Below are 4,228 nucleotides of genomic sequence, written 5' to 3'. Positions count from 1 at the left end.
CTAACTGTTCAATTGCTGCTAAATTCATCGAAGCATCTTCGCGAATAGCTGTGTGGGGACAACCACCAGTTTCTACACCCAAAATGCGATCGCCACTCAAAGCCTGAGAACGCATCAAAAATTGTGCATCCTCCTGAGTGTACATATCATTCGTCACAACGGCAATATTATATTTTTCACGCATCCCCTTACACGACCCAACGACAGCAGCAGTCTTTAGAAGAATGCCTGTATACAAGAAAAAATATTCGTAAAATAGACAACTTTGTACTTAGGTATGACAAAATGCAAAAATTTTCTGCCAATGCGTAAACATAGTCTACAGGCGGATTTCCAGATGGGAGCAACTAAAAAATCTTCACTTACTAGTGACGTTTGGCGTAAGTTCTCATACAATCTACAGGGGAAGGAAATTCCTTTTAATTTCTAGGGTGCTTCAGCCAAGTTATGTCTATAGATTCAAAAGCAATGGCGATCGCCCAGAACTAATCAAGCATTTACCTAATTCTTACCGCAGAGTGATTTGAGTTTCTCTTCCTTTGAATTTTATGACCAGAAGCATTTCTTGTGGTCATAAAAGTTAAGGGAAAAAATGCTCTGCTCCAATAATAACCAAAGCTCATAGAGCTTTTAGGGCTTTTTTGATTGCTCTAAACAGGGTCCTGCCTTTGATTGCGTCATTTCCAGTTACGACGTTAACGAAGAACTTGATGGAGGCAAAACATTGAACTTTAGAGAATCTCGTGAGCTTCAAGCAAATGTCTTGGTGGATGCTATCAGCAATTCTTTTCACCCTTTAGTAGACCCCATTCAAACTATGAATGGAGCAAGCAGTCTATCCATAGCTTCTCCAGCCAATAATAAGTCTGCCTACTATGTTTCAACAAACGGTAGTGATGACAATCCAGGTACAAGCTCTAAGCCCTGGAAAACTATTAACCATGCGGTTAATGAAGATATCGTCAAGGCAGGTGATACTATCCTGGTTCAGCCTGGTACTTACACTGAGCTAATCACCCTTGGTAAATCTGGTAATAGTGAGTCGGGTCATATCACACTCAAAGCCAATGGTAACGTTACATTGCGCGACCCTGACCCTATCAACGGTGGCTTCCGGGAAGGAGTTATCCAGTCAGCTGGCAAGGGCTATTGGGACATCGAAGGCTTCCGCATTGAGAACACTTCCTGGGCTGGAATTTCTCTGCGTGATGCCAACAACATGATTGTCCAAAACAACCATACCTACCAGACGGGTGCCTCAGGTATCATCGTCATGCCTGAAACCTACTATGGTGGTGGGGAAGCCGAGATTACCAGTAAAAATATCAAGGTACTCAACAATACCGTTGAACGAGCCAACTGGAGATGGCAGGGCAACGGTGACGAAAATGGAACGCAGGAGGCACTGAGCATCTGGGGTGTCGATGGTTTTGAGGTAGCCAATAATACGCTCAAAGAGGGTAAACGCGAAGGCATCGATGCCAAAACTGGTTCCCGCAATGGCTCGATTCACGGCAACACTGTAACTGGTCAAGCACTGGTCTCTGGGAAACCTGGGGGCTACCACGGTGGTCCTGCCATCTACCTTGATGGCAACCGTGCTGATATGTTTAACATTGATGTCTATGACAATGTTGTCTTCAATAACACTGCTGATGGAATTGTGATTGCAGATGAAGTTCGGAGTCAAGGGGATGTATCTGATATCCGAGTCTACAACAACGTTGTCTATGGCAATGGAATACAGGGAGTGAATGGTGGTCAAGGAATTGCCGTTGGCAGTAATGTTAGTGACGTTGAGATTGTCAACAATACCGTTGCCAAGAATGTCCAAGCCATTGTCATCGATGGTACGGATAACCTTGGCGGTTATAAAACTCGTGACATTCTGGTTCGCAACAATATCTTTACCGATAGCAAATACCGGAATGGGTCTATTGAAGATGTGGACAACCTGACCATCGATCACAACTTATTCTCGGATAAGTTTGAGAAACTCTACGATGGTGGGAGTGGACTTGGAAACCTGAAAGCTAGTGACAACACTAAGATTGGGTCGGTTGGGTTTGTCAGTTTAGATGGCAATAATTTCCATCTCACATCTGGTTCTAAAGCAATTGATATTGGCTCTCCAGGAATTGGTCAGTATGCACAGATCGATAAGGATGGCAAGCCACGAAACCAAGGTGCTGGCGTTGATATAGGTGCCTACGAGTATTGAATTCCCCGTTAATAACGCTGCCGCATTGATGAAAAAAGCAACATATCATGGATCGGGCAAGTATTGTATGAAGGTAGACTGGGTGCATTGCGTCTGAAGTGTGTTTTTGATGCACAGAAGCACTTGCACTTATCCATTAATCGTTGTTAATAAAAGGAGCGATTCCGCAAAATACGGATTTACATGACCGTGGAATCGCTCTTTCCCGCTAAAGTTTCTCATGAAGAAGGAGCATAGCCTGCAATTTGAGCTACCCTATCTTCCACAAATGCCTAAGAAATGCGATCGCTTCTACCAATCCTTTCAGCGTTACCTGGGTAGCAACCCTAAAACCTGCATTTCGTAAATGCGTAGCAACCGATGGTATCGTCAAACAAGATGGCAAATCGGATAATTCCACTTCTTACCTGCCCGTGTGATTTACTTAAGGTAAGGTATTTTTTATTTTAGATATGACTGACTTGAAAGATGCTAACAATTTCTTGTTTGTAATTACAAAAAAAGCTGTCAATGCTGAAAATCCCACTTGGAGTTAGGCTGGGACAGACTAATAGCCTAACAGGATTTTGGCTGCGTGCATTTTAAGAGTAGGGTGGGCAATGCCCAAAGAGAAAAAATACGCTTACTTAAATTTGAATAAATTAAATATTATTCAGTAATATCATAACAAACGAAAAATCTATCAAATTTCTCTAAATATAATTCAATTTTGATGACATTTTAAAACATATTGTTAAATAGGATACTGACAGTTATCAATATCAGTTTTCACTGGCTGGCGAGACTAATTGAATCGAAACACGAAGATCTGCAATTGCCACACCAAGCAGTTTGAAGTTTCTTCATTGCCAACATCTACCTTTTGAAGTATTAATTTCTATGAATGCCAAAAACAAATTATTAATGGCTATTGTCGGAGCAACGTTTACATTGCTGGAAACTTTAAGTACTGCTCCTGCTCAAGCTTCTGTTTTCAACTTTGAATTTAAGTTCAACGCTCAAGAAACCGGTGAAAACGTTAACGGTAACTTTGTCTTTGATGACTCAATCAAACCGGGTGTGACACCCGATGGCGGCACTTTTTATGGAAACGCGAGTTCAAAATATACTATCAATGTAGGAAAAGATGTTTTTACAGGTTCTTCCAACTCAATTGTAGTGGGACGTGATTTCTTCAGACCGGATAATAGTGGCTTGCGTGCAGACGTAATCGGCTTTGATAATTTTCAAAATTTCAATCCTAGCAATCCTCAATTTTTGGCTACGTTCGCTTACAGTGCGAATTCGCTGCGCTCGGATGCTTTATCCGATCTATCCACTGCGCTCCCGTCTTCCGCACTCGCGCTTATCAATACTCCCACAGGGGCTACCTTATCTTCGATAAATGCCTTCACAAAAATTACGCCTGTCCCTGAACCAGCTTCTATGTTAGGCATTTTAACGTTGTCTGTAGGCACAATTTCACTTCTGAAGCGGAAGCGGCAATATAATTAACAATTTGTAAGGTTAAAGGGTAAAGGGTAAAACTTACTTAGTCTTACCCTTTTTGCCCTTATACTGCATGTAGCGCATTGACTTATTAACAAATATTAGTGGATACAAACTTAATTATATCTGCTAATCCCGATTGCGTTTTTAAATTAGTGAAAATAAAAGGTTTCTCACCGCGCATTTTTTTAGCATCGCGTTCCATGACATTTAAATCTGCACCGACATAGGGAGCCAAATCAATTTTATTTATCACTAATAAATCAGATTTAGTAATGCCGGGACCACCTTTGCGAGGAATTTTATCGCCAGCAGCAACATCAATAACGTAAATAGTTAAATCAACTAATTCCGGACTAAAGGTAGCTGCCAAATTATCGCCACCACTTTCTAAAAAGACTAAATCTAAATCAGGAAAACGTACTTCTAACTGTTCAATTGCTGCTAAATTCATCGAAGCATCTTCGCGAATAGCTGTGTGGGGACAACCACCAGTTTCTACACCCAAAATGCGATCGC

5 protein-coding genes are annotated in these 4,228 nt (G+C 41.5%); 3 read left to right on the top strand and 2 right to left on the bottom strand.

Annotation, left to right across the window (positions count from 1 at the left end):
* Positions 1 to 184 (bottom strand): GTP-binding protein (locus PI95_RS34695; RefSeq protein WP_373695735.1); only part of this gene is annotated, 184 nt, incomplete at its 3' end.
* 540 nt (positions 185 to 724) lie between these two features.
* Between PI95_RS34695 and PI95_RS34690 the strand changes: the two genes are divergently transcribed.
* The 3 genes from PI95_RS34690 to PI95_RS34680 all read left to right on the top strand — a co-directional run bounded on the left by PI95_RS34690 (position 725) and on the right by PI95_RS34680 (position 3,715).
* Positions 725 to 2,221 (top strand): right-handed parallel beta-helix repeat-containing protein, encoded by a 1,497-nt coding sequence (locus tag PI95_RS34690; protein WP_236117334.1) that lies wholly within the window; start codon positions 725 to 727, stop codon positions 2,219 to 2,221.
* Positions 2,222 to 2,466: 245 nt separating this feature from the next.
* Positions 2,467 to 2,640, top strand: coding sequence for a hypothetical protein (locus PI95_RS34685; protein WP_163519474.1), 174 nt, complete (start codon positions 2,467 to 2,469; stop codon positions 2,638 to 2,640).
* 460 nt (positions 2,641 to 3,100) lie between these two features.
* Positions 3,101 to 3,715 (top strand): PEP-CTERM sorting domain-containing protein, encoded by a 615-nt coding sequence (locus PI95_RS34680; RefSeq protein WP_039747295.1) that lies wholly within the window; start codon positions 3,101 to 3,103, stop codon positions 3,713 to 3,715.
* Between the two features lie 85 nt (positions 3,716 to 3,800).
* On the opposite strand, the gene ureG is transcribed toward PI95_RS34680, so the two are convergent.
* Positions 3,801 to 4,228: urease accessory protein UreG (gene ureG / locus PI95_RS34675; RefSeq protein ID WP_039747296.1), on the bottom strand; the 428-nt coding region annotated here is incomplete at its 5' end.

Source organism: Hassallia byssoidea VB512170 (genome assembly GCF_000817785.2).
Classification (GTDB): domain Bacteria; phylum Cyanobacteriota; class Cyanobacteriia; order Cyanobacteriales; family Nostocaceae; genus Hassallia; species Hassallia carrinoi.
The sequence above is the reverse complement of the archived record's forward strand: the minus strand, read 5'-3'. Positions and strand labels throughout refer to the sequence as shown.